At 70.7% G+C, this 20049-nt stretch carries 17 protein-coding genes and 1 pseudogene; 7 read left to right on the top strand and 11 right to left on the bottom strand.

The window, feature by feature from the left end; translation table 11 throughout:
- Positions 1 to 11 precede the first annotated feature (11 nt).
- The 3 genes from ACIBVQ_RS11700 (at position 12) to ACIBVQ_RS11690 (ending at position 2863) form a co-directional block, all read left to right on the top strand.
- Positions 12 to 1019, top strand: coding sequence for a hypothetical protein (locus ACIBVQ_RS11700; protein ID WP_386192142.1), 1008 nt, complete (start codon positions 12 to 14; stop codon positions 1017 to 1019).
- A 319-nt stretch (positions 1020 to 1338) separates the two neighbouring features.
- On the top strand, positions 1339 to 1914 hold the full coding sequence (locus ACIBVQ_RS11695; RefSeq protein WP_399177117.1) for a pyridoxamine 5'-phosphate oxidase family protein: 576 nt from the start codon (positions 1339 to 1341) through the stop codon (positions 1912 to 1914).
- Between the two features lie 79 nt (positions 1915 to 1993).
- A complete protein-coding gene (locus ACIBVQ_RS11690; protein WP_362912635.1) occupies positions 1994 to 2863 on the top strand; it encodes a metallophosphoesterase in 870 nt (289 codons plus the stop codon).
- Here ACIBVQ_RS11690 and ACIBVQ_RS11685 read toward each other — a convergent pair.
- Positions 2835 to 3554 carry a GntR family transcriptional regulator gene (locus ACIBVQ_RS11685; RefSeq protein ID WP_390039819.1) on the bottom strand — a complete coding sequence of 240 codons (720 nt, stop codon included), beginning with the start codon at positions 3552 to 3554 and terminating at the stop codon, positions 2835 to 2837. The genes ACIBVQ_RS11690 and ACIBVQ_RS11685 overlap by 29 nt on opposite strands.
- Before the next feature lie 123 nt (positions 3555 to 3677).
- Between ACIBVQ_RS11685 and ACIBVQ_RS11680 the strand changes: the two genes are divergently transcribed.
- Positions 3678 to 4451 (top strand): tyrosine-protein phosphatase, encoded by a 774-nt coding sequence (locus ACIBVQ_RS11680; RefSeq protein WP_399177113.1) that lies wholly within the window; start codon positions 3678 to 3680, stop codon positions 4449 to 4451.
- A 16-nt stretch (positions 4452 to 4467) separates the two neighbouring features.
- Complete coding sequence (locus tag ACIBVQ_RS11675; RefSeq protein WP_352010817.1) at positions 4468 to 5736, top strand: MFS transporter; 1269 nt, start codon at positions 4468 to 4470, stop codon at positions 5734 to 5736.
- Between the two features lie 56 nt (positions 5737 to 5792).
- Here ACIBVQ_RS11675 and htpX read toward each other — a convergent pair whose 3' ends face one another.
- The 7 genes and pseudogenes from htpX to ACIBVQ_RS11640 form a co-directional block, all read right to left on the bottom strand.
- Entirely contained in the window at positions 5793 to 6644 is an 852-nt protein-coding gene (gene htpX / locus ACIBVQ_RS11670) for a zinc metalloprotease HtpX (protein ID WP_352010818.1), read from the bottom strand.
- 75 nt (positions 6645 to 6719) lie between these two features.
- Positions 6720 to 8525 (bottom strand): NADH-quinone oxidoreductase subunit N, encoded by a 1806-nt coding sequence (locus ACIBVQ_RS11665; protein ID WP_399177110.1) that lies wholly within the window; start codon positions 8523 to 8525, stop codon positions 6720 to 6722.
- Positions 8522 to 10300, bottom strand: a complete 1779-nt coding sequence (locus ACIBVQ_RS11660) for a NuoM family protein (protein ID WP_399177108.1) — start codon at positions 10298 to 10300, stop codon at positions 8522 to 8524. Before ACIBVQ_RS11660 ends, ACIBVQ_RS11665 begins: the two co-directional genes overlap by 4 nt.
- Positions 10301 to 10487: 187 nt before the next feature.
- Entirely contained in the window at positions 10488 to 12371 is a 1884-nt protein-coding gene (locus ACIBVQ_RS11655) for an NADH-quinone oxidoreductase subunit L (protein ID WP_399177106.1), read from the bottom strand.
- 149 nt (positions 12372 to 12520) lie between these two features.
- A pseudogene (gene nuoK, locus ACIBVQ_RS11650) lies at positions 12521 to 12817 on the bottom strand (NADH-quinone oxidoreductase subunit NuoK); the annotation flags it as partial.
- Between the two features lies 1 nt (position 12818).
- Positions 12819 to 13355, bottom strand: coding sequence for an NADH-quinone oxidoreductase subunit J (locus ACIBVQ_RS11645; protein ID WP_352010822.1), 537 nt, complete (start codon positions 13353 to 13355; stop codon positions 12819 to 12821).
- Between the two features lie 8 nt (positions 13356 to 13363).
- Positions 13364 to 14455, bottom strand: a complete 1092-nt coding sequence (locus ACIBVQ_RS11640) for a 4Fe-4S binding protein (protein WP_399177104.1) — start codon at positions 14453 to 14455, stop codon at positions 13364 to 13366.
- Between the two features lie 198 nt (positions 14456 to 14653).
- Between ACIBVQ_RS11640 and ACIBVQ_RS11635 the strand changes: the two genes are divergently transcribed.
- Positions 14654 to 16006 (top strand): protein kinase, encoded by a 1353-nt coding sequence (locus ACIBVQ_RS11635; protein ID WP_352010823.1) that lies wholly within the window; start codon positions 14654 to 14656, stop codon positions 16004 to 16006.
- Positions 16007 to 16102: 96 nt separating this feature from the next.
- Positions 16103 to 18061, top strand: a complete 1959-nt coding sequence (locus tag ACIBVQ_RS11630; protein ID WP_399177101.1) for an ABC1 kinase family protein — start codon at positions 16103 to 16105, stop codon at positions 18059 to 18061.
- 13 nt (positions 18062 to 18074) lie between these two features.
- On the opposite strand, the gene nuoH is transcribed toward ACIBVQ_RS11630, so the two are convergent.
- From nuoH to ACIBVQ_RS11615, 3 genes are read right to left on the bottom strand one after another with little or no spacing between them, the layout of a single operon-like run.
- Positions 18075 to 19022 (bottom strand): NADH-quinone oxidoreductase subunit NuoH, encoded by a 948-nt coding sequence (nuoH, locus tag ACIBVQ_RS11625; protein ID WP_352010825.1) that lies wholly within the window; start codon positions 19020 to 19022, stop codon positions 18075 to 18077.
- Entirely contained in the window at positions 19015 to 19551 is a 537-nt protein-coding gene (locus tag ACIBVQ_RS11620; protein ID WP_352010826.1) for an NADH-quinone oxidoreductase subunit C, read from the bottom strand. The genes nuoH and ACIBVQ_RS11620 overlap by 8 nt, the downstream gene beginning before the upstream one ends.
- A complete protein-coding gene (locus ACIBVQ_RS11615) occupies positions 19544 to 19984 on the bottom strand; it encodes an NADH-quinone oxidoreductase subunit B family protein (RefSeq protein ID WP_352011275.1) in 441 nt (146 codons plus the stop codon). The genes ACIBVQ_RS11620 and ACIBVQ_RS11615 overlap by 8 nt, the downstream gene beginning before the upstream one ends.
- Positions 19985 to 20049 lie beyond the last annotated feature (65 nt).

The following is a 20049-nucleotide window of genomic DNA, read 5'->3' as shown; positions in this document are numbered from 1 at the left end:
AGGAAGACGCGATGTCCTCGATCCGCGGCCTGGCCGTACTCGCGCTCGGCACCGTGACAGCCACCGTGGTGGCCATGACCATGACCGTTCCCCCGGCGGAGGCCAGGACGGACGACCTGGTCCGGTACGCGTGGATCAAGAGCTGCGCCAAGGGAGACCACACGGTCCCCTGCGGGAAGTGGACGTTGACGCTGCGCAGCGGCAGGACCGTCAGGCTCGACGACGCGCGGGTCAATCCCCGGCGGGCCAACGGCACCGTGGACAAGGACGCGGGCACGACCTTCGCGGTCAGCGGTGACGGCCGGGTCGTGAACTACCTCAGGGGGGACGTCCTCGTCGTTCGTGACGTCACCAGTGGGAAGGTCGTCCCGCTGCCGGGAAGGGCCGCGACCCTGCCCAAGGGGCTCGACCAGGCCAGCGTGGACACCATGCTCTCCGAGGACGGATCGGCCGTCGTGATCGACTACCTCGACGACGAGGAGCGACTGCCGTCCCTGCTCGTCGACCGTGAGAGCGGGAAGATCGCCACGCTTCCCGCGAAGATCAACGTGATGGGCTTCAGCCCGGACGGACGGCACGTGCTCACCAGCCGCTACACCGATGACAGCACCACTGAGTTCGTGGTCTTCGACGGTGCGGGGCGGGTGACGGCCAGCCGGGTCGTGCCGCAGATCGTGGCCAACAACTCCCCGGTCGCGTTGGCGAACGACGGCACCACGACGGCGTTCGTCGTCACCGGGGCGATGACGAAGAAGGCTCGGCTGCACACCTACAGCCTGACCTCGGACACGGTCTCGGCGGCGGTACGGCTCGGCGTCTCGGTCAACGACGGCGCGCAGCGGCTCTCCTGGAACCCGGCGGGCGCGCTGACGCTCTGGACGAGCTTCAGCGAGGCCCACGGCGGACAGGTCACCTCGGCGGCGAAGCGTACGGTGAACGCGAGGACCGGCACCGTCCGCACGGTGGACTCCTTCCCGATCAAGAACGCCCCGTGGAGCTGGTGGCTACCCGGCGAGTGATCCAACGCCCGGCCGGTGGCTTATGGCCTAGCCGATACCCCATGGCCCGGCTGATGGCTCAGGCCCGACAAGCCACCCAACACTCAGCCGATCACCCAGAACCCGTTCCGATGGCCCAGGCCCCACGAGCGACTCAACACTCGGCCGGTGGCCAAGACCCGACTGACAGCCAAAGCTTCGGTCAGCTACCTGAAACCCGGCCGGCGATCCGGACTCAACCGACGGCCCAAGTTCAATGAGCGGTCCAAGGCTCAACCGGCGGCCCGAAACTCGGCGAGTGACCTAAACCCGGTGGGTTGGGAGGACATATCTTCTCTTCATGGGGAAAGTCCATGAAAAGCTCAGTGACCGGTTGCGTGCGTTCATCGAGGCGCAGCCGGTCTTCTTCGTCGCCACCGCTCCCGAGCAGGGTGGTCACGTCAACGTCTCCCCCAAGGGATACGCCGACACGTTCTCCGTGATCGACGACACCACCGTGGCCTACCTCGATCTGGACGGCAGCGGTGTGGAGACCATCGCCCACCTCCGCCAGAACGGGCGTATCACGATCATGTTCTGCGCCTTCTCCGGTCCTCCGAACATCCTTCGCCTGTACGGCACAGGCCGGGTCGTCACCCCCGGCGACGCCGAGTTCTCCGGGCTGCTCACGAGGTTCGGGTCGCATCCGGGTGTCCGGTCGATCATCATCGTCGACTGTGAGCGCATCGCCGACTCCTGTGGTTTCTCGGTGCCGTTCATGTCGTTCGACAAGGACCGGACGCTGCTCGACGAGTGGGCGGAGCGCAAGGACGTGCAGCAGCGACGGATCTACCGGGCGAAGAACAACCGGGAGAGCATCGACGGCATCGCCGGCCTGGCCCCCGAGGAGACGGACCCGGTCACCCAGCACTCCTGACCGGTGCGCCGCGAGCCGTACGGCCGTAATTCATATAGATGACCGGTCACGTTCAGTGGCGTGGACGACCGTTGTGGTCATGAAGCGTTACACCCTCATCCATCTCACCGACGTCCACGCCGTCGCCGACGGCCTGCTCCACGGCCACGTCGACTCGACCACGGCGTTCAGGAACGCGCTGGACACCGTGGTCGCCGCGGGGCAGCCCGTGGACGCGATCATCCTGTCCGGCGACATCGCCGACCAGGGGGACGAGCCCTCCTACCGGCTGGTCGCGCGGGCGCTGGAGAAGGCCGCCGGTGAGCTCGGCGCGGCCGTCGTGGTCGCGATGGGCAACCACGACGAGCGGGGCGCCTTCCGTTCGGCCCTCGTCAACGACCAGGCGGACGGCCGAGAAGGTGACCGGACAGGCGACCAGGTGGGCGGTGAGCCGTACGACGTGGTGACCTGGGTCGGCGGGTTGCGGATCGTGACGCTGGACAGCACCGTGCCCGGTGAGCACCACGGCGAACTGTCCGCCGACCAGCTGGAGTGGCTGGCCTCGGTGCTGGCCGAGCCCGCGCCCGACGGGAGCGTGCTGGTGCTGCACCATCCGCCCATCCCCAGTGTGCTGCCGCTGATGGACGGGATCGGCCTGCGGGAGCCGGAGAGGCTGGCGCGGGCACTGACCGGCTCCGACGTACGGATCGTCCTCGCCGGGCACACGCACAGCGCGTCCGCGGGCACACTGGCGGGCATCCCCGTCTGGATCGGTCCCGGCGGGGCCTACGCCGCCGACACCATGGCGCCCGCGGGAAAGACCAGGGGCATACCGTCACAGGCCTTCAGCCGGGTGGACGTCACCGAGGACGGTGTGATCACCACGGTCGTCCCGATGACGTCGGCTCCCCCGGTCTACGAGCTGGACACCGAGGTACTGCTCAGTCACCTGGCCGGTCATAGCGGGTGACGAAGGAGACGAGGTCGGCGCGGCAGCGCCGTTCGACGTGACACAGGGGCTCGTCGCCGTGCATGACGAGCCCCTCGCGCACCAGTACCGCGGCGCCCGCGTCGAGCGCGAGGGCGGACTGGTCGGCGAGGTCGGCGAGGTCCGCCGAGATCGCGTGCCAGGTGTAGCGGTAGGAGACCCCACCGGCCTCCAGAGAGCCGAGCACGCCGAGTTCGGGGTCGCAGAGCAGGTCGGCGCGCTCCGGGTGGAGCCGGTAGCGGCTCAGCACACATGGCGCCCCCTCGGACCTGAGCAGGGTGGTGATCTCGTAGACCTCCTCACCCGCGACCCTCAGGTGCCGCGCCCCCGCCGGATGCTCGACGAGCCCCCGGCCGAGGATCTCCTCTCCCCCGGCGAAGACCGTCGCCAGCCCCTCCAGGTCGGCCCGCCGGTGCCTGCGGGTCACCGGGTCGATGGACACCTCGATCCGGCGCGGGACACGCCTGACGAAACTCCCCAGGCCGTGCCGTGTCTCGACCAGCCCGGCCCTACGCAGCTCGACCATGGCCTGCCTGGCGGTGAGCCGGTGCACGCCGAACCGCTCGGCGAGCGCGTCCTCGGTCGGCAACCGCTCACCGGGGGGCAGCTCACCGGACTCGATGCGCCGCCCGAGCTCACGGGCGATCGCGCGGTAGCGGGCTTCTCTGGACATCTGGACAACTGTACGGCTCCCGCCTTCCCTGCCCCGCCGATGATCCAGGGATTGCCCGGCCGTTCATCGCGAATCCATCTTTTCGCCGCGTTCACGCAGGTCAGCCGGTCATATATATGACTCATGCCGCTCTTGAACCTCCGTGACGTCGCCGAAGGCGCCGGAACTCCTGTCCGCTCCGGGATGCTGCTGCGCTCGGCGCAACCCCACCGGCTGACCGCCGCCGACACCGACCGGTTGGCGGATCTCCTCGGTGGGCAGCTCGAAGGACTACGGCTCGTCGCGGACCTGCGAAGCGAGGCCGAACTCGCCGGGGACGACTGGGCCCTCCTGACCGACCTCGGTGTCAGGGTCACCCGCCTCGGCACCTCGGGATCCCCCGCCGACCTGTCCGCCCTTCCGCCGGGAATCGACCTCGGCGACCTCTATGTGCTGATGCTCGACCACCGCACCGCCTGGTTCGCCTCCGTCGTGGCGGAGATCGCCGACGGGCTGCCCGCCCTGGTGCACTGCGCGGCGGGCAAGGACCGCACCGGCCTGGTCGTCGCCCTGATCCTCGATCTGGTCGGGGTGGATCACGAGGCGATCGTCCGCGACTACGCCGCGACCGTGACGCACCTCCCCCAGATCATGACGATGCTCGGCCTGACCACCCCGCCCCCGGCCGCTTCGCCTCTGGCCACCCCGCCCCCTGTCGCTCTGTCCCCGGTCGCTCTGTCCCCGGCCGCTTCGGTCTCGGTCGCGGGGGCCGTGTCCGGGTTGCTCGACGCCCCCGAGGCCGCCATCCGCACCTTCCTGACCGCTCTCGACGCCCGCGGGGGCGCCGAACGGCTGCTCACCGCCCACGGTCTGACCGAGGGCCACGTCCAGCGGCTGCGCGCCGCCCTCGTCGGCTGACCAGAAAGGCGACCCCGTGTCCCTCACCCTTCCCCGGGAAACCGGCGCACCCCAAAAAACCGGCCGTGGGCTGGTCGCGGCCATCGGTGTGGCCGAACTCTTCTACGCGGCGGCCGGGGCCCTGCCGCTGATCCTCGGTCTCGGCCTCAAGGTCCAGGAGATCGCGCCCGCCAACAAGGAGGCCGTACTCGGCTTCGTCGCCGCGCTCGGCGGAGTGGCCACGGTGATCTCCAACCCGCTCAGCGGCCACCTGTCCGACCGCACCACCAGCCGGTACGGCATGCGCAGGCCGTGGATCCTGGGCGGTTCCCTGCTCGGCCTGGCCGGGCTGATCCTCCTGGCGCTCGCCGGGTCGATCGCCCTCGTCGCGGTCGGCTGGATGGTCGCCGTCACCGGCTACCAGGCCATGGTCGCCGGGCTGACCGCGACGGTCGTCGACCAGTTCCCCGTGGAACGCCGCGTCCGGGTGGCGGGCGTGTTCTCGATGTGCAACATGCTCGGCGTCGTCCCGGCCATGGCGCTGTCCCAGATGTTCAAGGGCGAGTTGCTGCTGCAGTTCACGATCTGCGGTGGACTCGCCGTGACGGCCGCCGGCGTGCTCTGCGCGCTGTTGCCCGACCGTCGTCTCGACCCGGCCGAGCGACGCCCGGTGAACGTCGGCAGTCTCGCCTCGGCGCTGCTCGTACTGCCCCGGCACGCCCGTGACTACCGGCTGCTGTGGGTGCAGCGGCTGCTCGTCAGCATCGGCTTCGCGTTGATCTCCTCCTACTCGCTCTACTACCTGCAGAGTCGCATCGGCATGCCGACCGCCGAGGCCGTCGCGCTGGTCGGGCTGACCACCATCGCCAGCACCCTGCTGTCCGGTCTCTTCGCCTATCTCGGTGGCCGCTGGTCGGCCAGGATCGGCAGGGGCCGTCCGTTCGTGCTGTGGGCGACGGCGATCCTGGGTGTGACGCTGCTGCTGAAGGCCGCGACCGCCAGCGTCGGCGTGGTGATCGTCGTAGCGGTCATCAGCGGCGCCGCCACCGGCGTCTACTACGCCGTCGATCTCGGCCTGGTCACCCAGGTGCTTCCTGACGAGCGGGACGCGGGCCGCTATCTCGGCGCCTTCGCGATGGCCAAGCACCTGCCGAGCGCTATCGCCCCGGCGCTGGCTCCGGTCCTGCTCGGCCTGGGGTCCGACCCCTTCGCCGAGGGGCCGAACTACTTCGTGCTCTTCTCGGTCTGTGGCCTGCTGACGCTGGCCGCCGCCCCGCTGGTCGGCCTGCTGAGAGACGTACGGTGACCGGCGGCGAGGTGTGTGCCGGGCATACGTGACGGCCGGTCGGGCTACCGCCCCGCTCAGCGGCGGTAGCCCGCCATCCGCTCCAGACGGGCGATGCGCTCGGCGGTCGGCGGGTGGGTGGAGAACAGCCTGCCGATGCCCGCGCCCCGGAAGGGGTTGGCGATCATGAGGTGTGAGGCCGAGGCGAGACGGGCGTTCTCCGGGAGGGGAAGCTGCCGGGCGCCCATCTCGATCTTCCGCAACGCGGAGGCCAGGGCCAGGGGGTCTCCGGTCAGCCGGGCCCCCGACTCGTCCGCCTGGTACTCCCGGGAGCGGGAGACCGCCATCTGGATCATCCCCGCGGCGACCGGGCCGAGCACGATCATGAGCAGCGCGCCGAGGAAACCGGGCCCCTCGTCGTCGTCTCCCCCGCCGAAGAACAGGCCGATGTATCCGAGGTAGGTGATCATCGTGGCCAGCGCCCCGGCCACGGAGGAGATCAGGATGTCGCGGTTGTAGACGTGGGACAGCTCGTGTCCGATGACCCCGCGCAGCTCGGACTCGTCGAGCAACTGGGTGATGCCGTAGGTCACGCAGACCGCGGCGTTGCGGGGGTTGCGTCCGGTGGCGAAGGCGTTGGGCTGCATGGTCGGCGAGACGTACAGCCTGGGCATGGGCTGACGGGCCTCGGTGGAGAGTTCACGCACGATCCGGTACAGGGTCGGCTGCTCGACCTCGCTCACCGGACGGGCCCGCATGGCCGACAGGGCGATCCTGTCGGAGAAGAAGTAGGCGAAACCGTTGGTCAGCAGGGCGGCCAGAACCCCGATCTGCAGGCCCACGCCACCGCCCAGCCACGCCCCGACGGCGATGATCGCCGCGGACAGTGCGCCAAGGAGGACGGCGGTACGCAGACCGTTGTGGTGCACTACACCCCCCTTGTCGGTTGATGCCGATTCACCTTCTCCAACGTCTCCGGCCTGGCCGAACGTTCCCGGAAACGTTCACCTCCCGATGCCGGCGCCCCCGGGGAGGAGGTCGAGCACCACCTGTGGCGCGACCGAGAACACCAGGGCGACGACAACGGTCAGTCCGATCGCGACGACGACCGGCAACCACCCCCTGCGACCGCCACCCGTTTCCTCCCCCGAGCCGACCGGATTTTCCGGGTCCGCCACGGCCCCCGGAGCCGATATATCCGGCATATCCGAAACAACCCCCTGGTCGGCTCCGCGCGGGGCCGGGGTGAAGATCCGTGCCGCCCAGGCCACGTAGTAGTAGAGGCCGATGACCGTGTTGACCGCCATCACCACGGCCAGCCATGCCACGCCGCCACCGACGAGCTCGCGGAACACCACGATCTTGGCGAACAGACCCGCCAGCCCCGGCGGCAGGCCCGCCAGGCAGAGCAGGAAGAACGCCAGCGCCGGCCCGGCGGCCGGGTCACGGAAGGCGAGCCCCCGGTAGTCGTCCAGTTCGTTGCGTGCGGCGCGCCGCGAGACCAGCATGACCACCGCGAACGCCCCGAGGTTCATCGCCGCGTAGAACACCAGATAGGCGATCGACGCGCCCGTCGCCTCGTCGTCACGGACGGCGAGCGGCGCCAGGATGTAGCCCGACTGCGCCACCGAGGACCAGGCGAGCAGCCGTACGGCGTGGCGTTGCCGTAGCGCCAGGAGGTTGCCGACCGTCATGGTCAGCGCCGCGACGAGCGCCACCGGTGGGCCCCAGGTGCTCGCCTCGCTCCCCAGCGCCGTGACGAGGATGAGGATCAGCCCGGCGAACCCGGCCGCCTTGGAGATCACCGAGAGCAGCGCGGCCACCGGGACCGGCGCCCCCTGGTAGACGTCACCCGCCCAGGCGTGGAACGGCACCGCGGCGACCTTGAAGGCGAACCCGGCCAGCACCAGGACGACGGCCACGGCCAGCACGGACGACAGGTCGGGAGGCGGCGAGTCGTAGGAGAGGTGAAGCGCGGAGACGTAGGCCTCGGTGGCCTCGGTGGTCCCGGTCACCTGGGGCAGCGCGTCACCGGCCGCCTGGCCGGGACCGGGGACGGCGGGAACGGCCGCGCGTTCACGCAGGGTCTGGGCCAGCCGGTCGAGGTGGACGGTTCCCGTCGCGCCGTACAGCAGGGAGACGCCGAAGAGCGTCACCGCCGTCGAGACCACGGAGACCAGGAAGAGTTTGACCGCCGCCTCTGAGGCACGGCCGTCGTGGCGTCTGAGCCCGGTGAGCGCGAAGACCGGCAGCGAGACCAGCTCAAGCGCGACGACCAGCATGATCAGGTCTCGGGAGGCGGGCAGGGCGACGGCGCCGGTGAGCGTGCACAGCAGCAGGAAGTGCCACTCGCCGACGGGGATCTCACCGGAGGCGAGCAAGGTCATGGACAGCAGCACCACGACGATCCCGGCGGCCAGGGCGAGCCCGGCGAAGACCAGGGTGAAGTCGTCGACCACGAACGAGCACGACGGCACGGCCCCCGTCTCAGGCCCGGAGGCGGCGACCGCGATCGTTCCGGTGAGTTTCCCCGTCGTCGGCCGCACACCCGGTGGGAGGGCCGGGACGATCCTGGGCGCGGTGGTCAGGCCCTCGGGCACGCAGAAGGTCCGGAGGGCCTCCCCCGAACGCGACGCCTGCGCGACCACGAAGCCCAGGGCGGTGAGCACCCCGGCCAGCGTGACCACGCCGAGCATCGGCCTGACGTACGGCCTGCGCGGCAGGAAGGCGTCCAGGAGCAGCACCAGCCCGGCGGCCAGCGCCAGAACCAGTGGCGGCGCCACCGCGAAGTAGTCGATCGACTGAATCATGGCGTCCCCAGCAGGCTGTGGACCACCGGGTCGGTGAGGGACAGCAGTGCCTTCGGCCACAGACCGAACAGCAGGATCAGGGCGACCAGCGGCACCCAGGCGGCCAGTTCATGGGCGGTCACGTCCCGCGTGCGCCCGCTCCCGGCTCCTCCGGTGCCTCGGCCGCTTCCGGTTTCTCCCGCGCTTCCCGAACCTCCGGCTCTCTCGGTCGTGTCCGGCGGGCCGTCACCCGCCATGGTCTCCTCGACCACCTGTTCGGCGTCCGCGGTGACCTTCTCCGTCACCCGCTCCGCGGCCACCATCGCCTCCTGGGCCTCCCGGGCCTCCTGGACCGCCTCACCCGCCTCCGGCGTCCCGGTGGCGCCCGCCGCGGTGAGCAGGGGGGCGTGGACGGTCTCGGTCGGACGGCCGTGGGTGACCCTGGACAGCATGACCAGGAAGTAGGCCGCGGTCAGGACGGTGCCGACCCCCGCGACGACCATGAAGAGCAGGAAGAGCGGCCGGGACAGACCCGGTGCCGGGTCGAAGGCGCCGAGGAGGGCGAGCATCTCCCCCCAGAAGCCCGCCAGACCGGGCAGGCCGAGGGAGGCGAAGCAGGCGAAGGTGAGCAGGGACGCGAGGTGCGGCAGGCGCGCCAGCATGCCGCCGCCGAGTGCCGGGATGTCGGCGGTGCCGTAGCGCTCCTTGATCGCTCCGGCGACGAAGAAGAGCAGCGCGGTGATCAGGCCGTGGGCGATGTTGCCGAAGAGCGCGGCGTTGAGCCCGACCGGGGTGAGCGTGGCGAAGCCCAGGAGCACGAACCCCATGTGGCCGATCGAGGAGTAGGCGATCATCCGCTTCAGGTCACGCTGGGCCAGACAGGCCAGGCAGCCGTAGATGACGCCGATCACCGCGAACGCGCCGAGCCAGGGGGCGACGGCCGCGGCGCCCTCGGGCAGGATCGGGATGGCGATGCGGGCGAAGCCGTAGGTGCCCATCTTCAGCAGCACACCCGCCAGGAGCACCGAGCCGACGGTCGGCGCCTCGGTGTGGGCGGCCGGCAGCCAGGTGTGCAGCGGCCACATCGGGGCCTTGACGGCGAGCCCGACGCCGATGGCGACGAAGGCGAGGATCTGCGCCGGGCGGGACATGCCCGCCCCGTGCGCCGCGGCGAGGGAGACCATGTCCAGAGTGCCGGTCCGCGCCCAGACGAACAGCAGGCCGATCAGGAGGACGACCGAGCCGAGCAGCGTGTAGAGGATGAACTTGGTCGCCGCCGCCCGCCGGGCACGACCGCCCCAGATGGCGATCACGAAGTACATCGGGACCAGGACGACCTCGAAGAACACGAAGAACAGCAGCAGGTCGAGGGCGAGGAAGGTGCCGACCATGCCGACTTCGAGGAGCAGGAGCGTGAACACCAGTGCCCTGGCCCGCTCCGGCCCCGGCCTCCCTCTTGGCAGCCGGTCCGTTCCGCCGACGCCCCCACGGCACAGGTAGACGAAACACAGGAACGTCAGCAGCGTGGTCAGCACGACCAGCGGCAGGGAGACCCCGTCGACGCCGAGGTGGAACCTCAGGTTCAGCCAGGGGACCCAGGCCAGGTCGGTCTCCAGGCCGATGCCCGTCGCGCCGCCACGGACGTACGTGACGGCGGCCACCAGGGAGAGCGCGAACGTCACCCCGGAGACCGTCAGCGCGTGCGCCCTGAGCAGCCGCCCCCTCCCGTACGGCATGAGCAGCGCCACGGCCCCGGCCAGCGGAACCGCGAGCATCGCCACCGGCACCCAGCTCATCTCCCGGCCCCCCTCTCCTGGGCCGGGACGGTGCCCCGGGCGGTGAGATCACGGTGGGAATCGCGGCGGGAACGGTCGGCGGGAGAGACCTGGCACGTGGGGCCGTGGCGGAGATGGCCGGTCATCCGAGGACCACCGCCTGGATCACGGCGACCAGGGCGCGGCGCTCGGCGTTGGAGGTGGCCGGTCATCCGAGGACCACCGCCCCCACCGCGAGAAGGAGGACACCCGCAAGGACGGCGGTGACGTAGAGCTGGGCGTTGCCGTTCTGTGTCGCCCTGACCAGGCCGGACAGGCTCAGTGTCGCCCTTCCCGAGCCGCGGACGGCGCCGTCGACCACCCGGTCGTCGGCGCGGGCCGTCAGACGGGCCAGGCGCAGCACCGGCAGGACGAACAGCGCGCGGTAGAGGGAGTCGACGAAGAAGGCCCGTTCGAACAACACCCGGAAGGGGCCGAGCACCCGGGCGGGGTCGTCCAGCGGGGCGCCGCGCCAGACGACGTAGACCGAGGCGGCCCCGAGCAGCGCCAGCAGGACGCTGAGGACGGCGGTGCCCCAGTGAACGTCGGCGGCACCCGCGAAGCCGACGCCCGTGAACCCGAGGAGCAGCGTGGGCACCGCGAGCACGACGACCGGCCAGAGCATGCTCGACGGAGCCTCACGGGAACCGCCGGTGTGCGGAGCGGCGGACACCGGAAGCGGTACGGCCCGGCGCTCGCCGAAGAAGGTCCGCAGCCACGCCCGGGTCGCGTAGGCACCGGTCACCGCGACCGTGGCCAGGGCGCAGCCGTACAGCAGGAGGGCGGCGGCGTCGGTGAGCGGCCCGGTGGACAGGGCCCGCTCCATGGACACCAGCACCTCGTCCTTGCTGAAGAAGCCGCTGGCCGGGGGCAGGCCCATCAGGGCGGCGAAGCCGACGGTCATCGCGGCGAAGGTGACGGGAAGCCTTCCCCGCAGACCGCCCATCGCGCTCATCAGGTTGGAGCCGACCGTGTGGATGACGACCCCCGCGCACAGGAAGAGCAGGGCCTTGAAGGCGCCGTGGGTGATCAGGTGAAGGATCGCGGCGTCGTCCGACCCGGCGGCCAGGGCTCCGGCCATGTAGGCGAGCTGGCTGATCGTGGAGTAGGCCAGGACCCGTTTCAGGTCGTCCTGCGCCAGGGCCGCCAGCGCGGCGCCGAGCATGCCGAGCGCGGCGGCCACGGCGAGCACGTCCAGGGTGGGACCCGCCCCGGCGAAGACCGGGTGGAGACGGGCGACGAGGAAGATCCCGGCCGCGACCATGGTCGCGGCGTGGATGAGCGCGCTGATGGGGGTCGGGCCCGCCATCGCGTCGGGAAGCCAGGTGTGCAGCGGCACCTGGGCGCTCTTTCCCGCGACCCCGGCGAGCAGCAGCAGGGTCGCGGTGACGACCGTGCCCGAGGACATCAGCGGGACCGCCGCGATGACGTCGGCGATCCTGAAGCTCCCGGCCGCCGTGCCGAGGACGAAGACCCCGAACAGGAAGCCGACGTCGCCGACCCTGGTGACCAGGAACGACTTGATCGCGGCCCGGGAGTTGGCGCGGTCTTCCCACCAGTGGCCGATCAGCAGGTAGGAGCACAGGCCCATGACCTCCCAGCCCACGTAGAGGACGAGGAGGTCGGCGGCGTGGACCACCAGGAGCATGGCACTGGTGAACAGGCTGACGAAGGCGCTGTAGGAGGGGTAGCGCCGGTCTCCTGACAGGTAGCCCACCGAGTAGACCTGCACGGCCAGCGCGACCACGGTCACCAGCACCGCGACCGAGGCGGACAGGGGGTCGACGAGGAGGCCGACCGAGATCGGCAGTGACCCGGTGGGGATGACGTCGAGGGTGCCCGTTGACACGCCCCCGCCGGTGAGGGCTGTGTAGGCCGTCCAGAGGGCGAGCAGGGTGGAGAGGGCGGCCGGGACGACCGCGATCAGGGCCGCCCTGCGGTTGGCGGCCAGGTCGGCGGCCCCGCCCCTGGCTCCCCCGGGCAGTCTGGAGCCCAGCAGCCCGGCGACGGCGGCGAGGAAGGGCAGCAGGATGACGAGGGCGACGGCGGTCACGGCGTGACCTCCGGGGGGTCGTCCCGGCCCGGCGGGTGGGTGGGAGCCGTGACGACGGCCGCCCTGGCGGTCTGCCCGGCCGCGCCCTTCCGCGGCCCTCCTGAAGGGCTCCCGGTGGGAGTCTCGGCGGGCGGGTCGGGGGACTCGGCCAGGGCGCGGAGGCGGTCGAGGTCGACGGTCGCGCGGTTGCGGTAGAGGCCGAGGACGATCGCCAGCCCCAGGCCGACCTCCGCCGCGGCGATCACGATGACGAACAGCGTGAGCACCTGGCCGCTGTGCAGCCGGTCGCGCAGCCACACGTCGAACACGACGAGGTTGAGGTTGACCGCGTTGAGCATCAGCTCGACCGACATCAGGACGAGGATCGTGTTGCGGCGGGCGAGCACGCCGTACACCCCGATGGAGAACAGCAGCGCGGAGACGACCGCCGGATAGACGACGTGCACGTCATCTCCTCCCGCGGATGTCGGTGCGGGACAGGACGATGGCGCCGACGAGGGCGGCCAGCAGCAGGACCGAGAGCACCTCGAAGGGAAGCACCCAGGTGCGGAAGACGCTGGAGCCGATCTCTCTGGCGGACCCGCCACCCGGCTCAAGGGGGGCGTAGGCCGTACGGAAGCCGTCGACGACCACGGTGACCAGCACGACCGCGGTGGCCGTCGCCACGACCGCGGCGACGGGCCGGTTACGGCTGTCGAGATCGGCGGCCCTGCCGATCGGGGCTCGGGTGAGCATCAGGCCGAACAGCAGCAGGACCACGACCGCGCCGACGTAGATCAGCACCTGGACCCACGCGACGAACTCGGCGGTCAGGACGAGATAGCCCCCGGCGAGGGCGCCGAGACAGACGACCAGCCACAGGGCCGCGTGGACGAGCTGTCTGGTCGTCACCACGAGCAGCGCCGCCCCGACCGCCACGACGCCGAGCAGCAGGAAGACGATCTCCTGCCCCGTCGGTGACAGATAGGACGGCACGTCGGCCACGTCTCCTCCTAGGACTCCCCGGGCTCCTCAGGCCGCTGAGGCCCGCTGTTCGGTTCCGTGGCAGAAGTCTGCTCCGTCGCGCCCTCCGCCGGTGGCACGCCACCCCCACCTGTGGACAACTTCTCACCGGCGGACTCGCCTGTGGAAAACTTTCCCCCCGCTTCCTCCTCGGGAGGCGTGTCCTTCTTGGGAAGCGCACCCGGCGGCCTGATCGCCCGGACATTCGCATGCCCCGCCGAAGCACGCCGCGCGGGCCTGCCCCCGGCCGAGGCCCCGGAAGCCGCAGAAGGCCCCGAAGCACCCGAAGGCCCCGAAGGATCGGAGGAAGACCCGGAGGCCCCCGAGGCGTCCTGTGCAGGAGGCGTGTCCTTCCTGGGAAGCGCACCCGGCGGCCTGATCGCCCGGACATTCGCATGCCCCGCGGAAACACGCCGCGCCGGCCCGTCCCCAGCCGAAGAACCCGGTGGTCCGGAAGCGTCCCGAGGCGGCCGCGCGCCCGAGTCTCCGGAATCACCTGAAGGAACATCCGGGGAGTCGCCCGGAGCCACGGGACCGTCCCCCGCCGTACGACCGCCGCCGGGCCTTGACGGCGGGGTGCGGGCCGGCCGGGACCCGGCGGCCAGTTCCTTCGGCGGTTCGGCGTTCGGCTCGTGCGCGGGCGGCGGGGGCACGGTCTCCGCCCATCCGGCCAGCCTGTCCTTCTCGTGCAGGAGGTTGCGGATGTCGCCCTCGGCGTACTCGAACTCGGGGGACCAGAAAAGCGCGTCGAAGGGACAGACCTCGATGCAGATGCCGCAGTACATGCACAGGGAGAAGTCGATCGCGAAGCGGTCGAGCACGTTGCGGGCGCGGGGCCGTCCTCCCTCGGGGGCGGGGAGCGTCTCCTTGTGGGAGTCGATGTAGATGCACCAGTCGGGGCACTCACGGGCGCAGAGCATGCAGACCGTGCAGTTCTCCTCGACCAGGCCGATGACGCCCCTGCTACGGGCGGGCAGGTCGGGCCGCACCTCGGGGTACTGCTGGGTCACCGACTTGCTCAGCATGTGGCGAAGGGTGACGGAGAGCCCCTTCGCCAGCCCCACTCCTGGTATCCGTGCCACCTCAACATCTTGACATCCCCGTCCCCCGCGAACGAGAACCCGTGCGCGAGAACCTCGCAAAACACAACACGTCCGCCGATCATCCCAAGTTATCCACAGCCGTTATCCACAGACTGTGTGTTCGAGTGTCGCCTTCCGCCGAAGAATCACCCTTGAAGAGGACTGCAAGACCAACCAGAAATACGTATTCTTCGCCACATGTCCCACCAGTACGGTGCCCCGTGGCACAACCAGCCGCCACCTCCTCGATCGAATACGGGGCTGAGTGTGGTGTGGGCACTGGTCCCCCTGTTCACCTGTGGCATGGGGACGCCCCTGATCATGGCGCACGCCGCCCGCAGACTGCGCAGTCCGCTCCACGCCCTGGCCGCGGTCCTGTACGCCCTGGGCATCGGGGTGTTCATCGTCGCGATCTCCGTCTACGACGACACCGACCTGATGCCGGGCTGGCTGGACGCCGTCACGACGATCGGGCTCTTCGGCAGCTGGCTCGGCGGCATGGGGCACGCGCTGATCATCAGAGGATCGGTCTTCAGGCAGGACCCCCACAACGCGCAGGGCCCGCGGAACATGCCGAACTACGGCGTGCAGTCCTTCAACGCGCCCCCGCCCCCGGTCCATGCCGTGCCGTACCCGACCGCGCCGACCGTCGCCTCGAACGTCCACCCGCCCGCCCACCGGCCGGTCCAGCACACCGTACGGCCCCAGCCCCAGCCTCACCTCCAGCACTCCCAGCCGTCCCGGCCGCAGCCGGCTCCCACCCAGCAGCAGAACCCGACCAAGGGCTGGCTGGGGCCGTACCGGCTGATCGGGGAGCTGGGCAAGGGCGGGCAGGGCACGGTCCACCTGGCCCTCACCCCGCAGGGGCAGAAGGTCGCGATCAAGCTCCTGCACCAGCACCTCACCGGCGACCAGATGGTCAGGGAGAGGTTCCTGCGGGAGGTCGAGGCGACGCGCAAGGTGGCGACCTTCTCGACGGCCAGGGTGCTCGACGTGAACATCACCGACGACCAGGCCTACATCGTCAGCGAGTTCGTGGACGGCATCTCGCTGGAGCAGCTCGTCCGCGACCAGGGTCCCCGCAACGAGGACGGCCTGACCCGGCTCGCCCTGGCCACGGCGGGCGCGCTCGCCGCGATCCACCGGGCGGGGGTCGTGCACCGTGACTTCAAGCCCGCGAACGTGCTGATCGGCCCGGACGGCCCCCGGGTGATCGACTTCGGCATCGCCCGCGCCCTCAACCAGGTCACCGCGACCTCGGGCAACATCATGGGCACCCCCGCCTACATGTCCCCCGAGCAGCTCGCCGGGGGGAACATCGGCCCGGAGACGGACGTGTTCAGCTGGGCGGCGACCATGATCTTCGCCGCGTCCGGGCGCGTGGCCTTCGGCGAGGACACGATCCCGGCGATCCTCAACCGGGTGATCAACCAGCATCCCGACCTGTCGGCGCTGCCCCAGTCGTTGCGCCCGCTGGCCTCGGAGTGCCTGGACAAGCAGCCGGGCAACCGGCCGACCGCCGCCGACATCATGCTGCGCATCGTCCAGTGAACACGGCACCGGACATACCGATCTATGTCCGGAAAACGCATTAGGGTTGCGCCATGGCACCCGGGGACGGCCTGAACGGCGGAGACGGATACTGACATGTCCAACCTGATCGCTGTTTTCGCCACCATCGTCAACGCCTATCTCGTCGCGCTCTTCGCCAGAAGGACGCTCGGGGTGCCGGTCGGCTGGCCGCGCGCCCTCGTCATGGGCGTGGTCCTGGGCCTGAGCGTCGCGTGGGCGGCCACCGAGGTCGGCACGCTGACCGGCGTCTACGCCAACGGCAGGATCAGCGCCCCGCTCAGCGTGGTCTTCGTCGTCACGGCGCTGGTCACCGCGTGGACCTTCGTGATCGGCCTGATCGTCCTGGTCCTGCTCGAACTGTTCGTCCCGACGGGCACGCTTCCCGCGCCCTCGGCGTTCCTGCGCGGCTGGAAGGCCCGCAGGAGCAGGGCCCGGCGCTACACCCAGGTCATGCGGATCGCCGCCAAGCACGGGCTCGGCGGTTACCTCGGACGGCGCAGCAGGGCCGGGGAGAGGCCCGCCGCGATCGCCCGTTCGCTGCGTGACGCGCTCAACGAGGGCGGCGTCACCTTCGTCAAACTCGGGCAGATGCTCTCGACCCGGCGCGACCTGCTGCCCGAGGTCTTCGTCGACCAGCTCGCGACCCTGCAGACCAGGGCGGAGCCCGAGCCGTGGGAACAGATCGAACGGGCCATCGAGGAGGAGCTCGGCAGGCCGCTCACCGAGGTCTTCCAGACGGTCGATCCCACCCCGCTCGCCTCGGCCTCGGTCGCGCAGGTCCACTCCGCCCGGCTGCTCGACGGCAAGCCCGTCGTGCTCAAGGTGCAGCGTCCCGGGGCGCGCAAGCAGGTCACCTCGGACGTCGAGATCATCCTGAGGCTGGCCGCGTGGCTTGAGCGGACGACGCCGTGGGGCAGGTCGCTGCGGGTGTCCCGGCTGGCCGAGGGCTTCGCCGCCTCCCTCGACGAGGAACTCGACTACACCGTCGAGCTGGACAACCTGCGGGGTGTCGCGGCCACCCTGGGCGACGGGATCAGGGTGCCCGTCGCCCACGAGGGGTACTCGACCGGCAGGCTCCTGGTCATGGACCGCCTCGACGGCACCCCGGTCGGTGAGGCGGGCGAGCTGCTGGCCGCGCTGCCCCCGGCGGAACGGGAGGCGATCGCCGGACGGCTGCTCGGCGAGATCCTCAGGCAGCTCGTGCACACCGGCGTCTTCCACGCCGACCTGCACCCTGGCAACATCCTCCTCACCGAGGACGGCAGGCTCGGGCTGCTCGACTTCGGCTCGGTCGGCCGTCTCGACCAGTCGACCCGTAACGCGCTCGGCATGCTGCTGCTGGCCGTCGACAACAACGACGCGATCGGCGCCACCGACTCCCTCATCGAGATGCTCGACCGGCCGGACGGGCTGGCCGAACGGGAGCTCGAACGCGACCTGGGCCAGCTCATGGTCCGCTACCGCTCGGGGTTCGGCAGGAACGGCAGCGCGGGCCTGTTCGCCGCGCTGTTCAAGCTGATCCACGCGTACGGCTTCGCCGTACCACCGCAGATCGCGGCCGCCTTCAGGGCGCTGGCCGCGCTCGACGGCACGCTCACCCTGATAAGCCCCGACCTCGACGTGGTCGGCGCGGTCAGGAAGCAGGGCAGGGAGATGATGCGCGAGTCCCTCTCGCCAGAGTCGGTGCGCGCCGACCTGGAGAGCCGTCTCGCCGGTTTCCTGCCGATCCTGCAGCGGCTGCCCAGGCGGCTCAACAAGCTCACCGAGGACCTTGAGCACGGCAGGATCTCGATCAACATCAGGCCGCTGGCGGACGAGGGGGACCGGCGTTTCCTGACCGGCCTCGTGCAGCAGGTGGTCGTCGCCGTCCTGGCCGCGGCGGCGACGCTGGGGGCGATCGTGCTCATCGCGGCGGACTCGGGGCCGATGGTGACGCCCGAGCTGCGGCTGTTCGCGCTGGTCGGCTTCGCGTTGCTGCTGGTCGGCTTCGTGCTCGCGCTGCGCTCGCTCGCGCTGGTCTTCCGCCGGGAGTGACCCGGCCGGCGCGTCAGAGGACCCTGACGATCCCGGTCAGCGCGAGCTGGAGCAGCGCCAGCGGTACCAGGGCGACCCAGGCGAGCCGCTGCAACTGGTCCTCACGGAGTCTGGGGTAGCTCACCCGCACCCAGATCACCACGAACACCAGCAGGGCCGTCTTCAGCAGCGTCCACACCGGCCCGGGCAGCAGGGGGCCCTGCCAGCCGCCGAGGAACAGCACCGTGGTCAGCGCGCAGAGCACGATGATCCCGGCGTACTCGGCCAGCATGAAAAGCGCGAACCGCATACCGGTGTACTCGGTCATCGGGCCCATGATGATCTCGGAGTCCGCGATCGGCATGTCGAACGGCGGGCGGCGCAGTTCGGCGAGCCCGGCGACGAAGAAGACCACCGCGCCGATCGCCTGCCAGGGCAGCCACCACCACTGCCAGGCCTCCACGACGCCCGGCAGGGAGAGCGTGCCCGCCGCCATCGCGACGCTGGAGGCGGCCAGGACCAGCGGCAGCTCGTAGGCCATGAGCTGGGCGGCCGAGCGCATCCCGCCCATGAGGGAGTACTTGTTGCCCGAGGACCACCCGGCCATGATCGAGCCGAGCACGCCGACCCCCATCACGGCCAGCGCGAAGAACAGGCCCGCGTCCAGGTCGGCCCCGACCAGGCCGGGACCGACCGGGATGACGACCATGACCAGCAGGTACGGGATCAGCGCGACCGCGGGCGCCAGGCCGAAGACCCGGCGGTCGGCCGCGGCGGGGATCACGTCCTCCTTCTGGGCGAACTTGACGCCGTCGGCGATCAGCTGGGCCCAGCCGTGGAAACCCCCGGCGTACATGGGGCCGAGGCGGGACTGCATGTGCGCCATGACCTTGTGTTCGGCCTGACCGGCGACCAGCGGCAGCACCAGGAAGGCGGCGACGACCAGGACGAGCCTGAGGGCCGCCTCCAGCACCTCAGCCATCGCGCCCCCAGTCGGCGGGCACGCCGGGGGGGAGCGTCTTGCGGCGGCTCGGCGAGCCGTGGTCGGACTCGCCCGGCTCCTTGGCTCCCGGCCACGCCTTGGCGACCCTGGCGGCCAGCACGAAGTCCTTGCGCAGCGGGTGGCCCTCGAAGCCCTCGGGCAGCAGCAGCGGGACGAGGTTCGGGTGCCCGTCGAAGACGACGCCGAACATCTCGAAGGTCTCCCGTTCGTGCCAGTCGGCGCCCCTGAAGACGCCGACCGCGCTGGGCAGGCGGGGGTCGGCGCGCGGCACCCGGGTGCGGGTCAGCAGCCGCCGGTGCGAGACGGGGTCGAGGAGGTGGGCGACGACCTGGAAGGCGTCCGGCGGGTCGTCGACCGCGGTGAGCCAGTCGAAGAACTCGTACCCTCCGGCGCGGGCGAAGGCGAGCAGGTCGAGCCAGTCGCCCGGCTCGACGTCGGCCGTGGTCTCGCCGAAGGACTCCGAAAGCCGCACACGCGGGCCGTACCGCTCCACGAGGGCCTCACGCACGGTGGTCCTCCATGCCCTCGGCGGCGATCTTCTCCTGGAGGAGCATGATGCCGTTGAGCAGCGCCTCGGGGCGGGGCGGGCAGCCGGGCACGTAGACGTCGACCGGGATGATCTGGTCCACCCCCTTGGTCACGCAGTAGGAGTCCCAGTAGGGGCCGCCGGAGTTGGAGCAGGCGCCGAAGGAGATGACGTACTTGGGGTCGGGCATCTGCTCGTAGAGCCGTTTGACGGCCGGGGCCATCTTGTCGGTCACCGTGCCGGAGACGATCATCAGGTCGGCCTGTCGCGGGCCGTTCGCGAACGGGATGACCCCGAACCTGATGAAGTCGTGGCGGCTCATCGAGGTCGCGATGAACTCGATCGCGCAGCAGGCGAGCCCGAAGTTGAACGCCCACAGCGAGTAGCGCCGCCCCCAGTTGAGGATGAAGCGCATGGGTTTCGGGGCCAGCCGTGAGGCCGGTCCGACGGTGGGTGCCCGGGTGGGCATCGGAAGGTCCG

Source organism: Streptosporangium sp. NPDC049376 (genome assembly GCF_044466505.1).
In the GTDB taxonomy this organism is placed as follows: domain Bacteria; phylum Actinomycetota; class Actinomycetes; order Streptosporangiales; family Streptosporangiaceae; genus Streptosporangium.
This window is presented reverse-complemented; position numbering and strand designations above follow the sequence as displayed.